The 952-nt window shown below is 63.8% G+C and carries 1 pseudogene; it reads right to left on the bottom strand.

Annotated elements, in window-relative coordinates:
- Positions 1-18: 18 nt before the first annotated feature.
- Positions 19-952, bottom strand: a pseudogene (locus J7U46_RS23180) (IS3 family transposase); the annotation flags it as partial.

Below are 952 nucleotides of genomic sequence, written 5' to 3'. Positions count from 1 at the left end.
TGAATCGCCCCGGGTTCCCTAGACACTTTTGAGCCGTTGGGAATGGCGTCGCTCGAACTCTGCCGGCGAAGTATCTCCGGCAGTGCCGTGACGGCGCTTGGGGTTGTAAAACATCTCGATGTAGTTGAAGACGTCGGCTCTAGCGTCATCGCGGGTCGGGTATGTCTGGCGGCGGATGCGCTCGCGCTTGAGCAGTTGGAAGAAGCTCTCGGCCACCGCGTTGTCGTGGCAGTTGCCGCGACGGCTCATGCTGGAGATCAGGTTGTGGTCGCGCAGGAAGTCCTGCCAGTCGTGGCCAGTGAACTGGCTCCCCTGATCCGAATGCACCGTGACTGGCTTCTTGGGCTGACGACGCCACAAGGCCATCATCAGCGCGTCAAGCACCAGGCCGGTGTCGATGCGGCTGCCCATTGACCAGCCGACCACCTGACGCGAGAACAGATCTACCACCACGGCCAGATAGAGCCAGCCCTCATGGGTGCGGATGTACGTGATGTCGGTCACCCAGGACTGGTTGGGCTCGGCCACCGTGAACTGGCGCTGCAAGTGGTTGGGTGCCACGACAGCAGGTTTGCCTCCGCGCATGCCGGGGCGGCGCCGATAGCCCGTCTGCGAGCGCAGCCCTTCGCGCTTGAGCAATCTGGCCACGCGATGTTTGCCGCAGCTCTCGCCCAGATCGCGCATGTCCAGCGTGAGCTTGCGGTAGCCGTACACGCCGCCGCTCTCCAGCCAGGCCTGCTTGAGCAGGCCCAGCAGCCGCTAGTCGTCCTTGGCACGAGGGCTCGCGGGTTCGGCCTTCCAGGCGTAGTAGCCGCTGGGGTGCACCGTCAGGACCTTGCACATGCGGCGCACGCTGTGCTCATGCTCGTGCCGCTCGATGAACGCGTACTTCACCCGGACTGCTTGGCAAAGTACGCTGCGGCCTTTTTTAGGATGTCGCGCTCCTCGGTCA

Source organism: Pelomonas sp. V22 (assembly GCF_030014915.1).
Lineage (GTDB): Bacteria > Pseudomonadota > Gammaproteobacteria > Burkholderiales > Burkholderiaceae_C > JAUASW01.
Note: the sequence above shows the minus strand (reverse complement) of the source record. Positions and strands in the feature narration are given on the sequence as shown.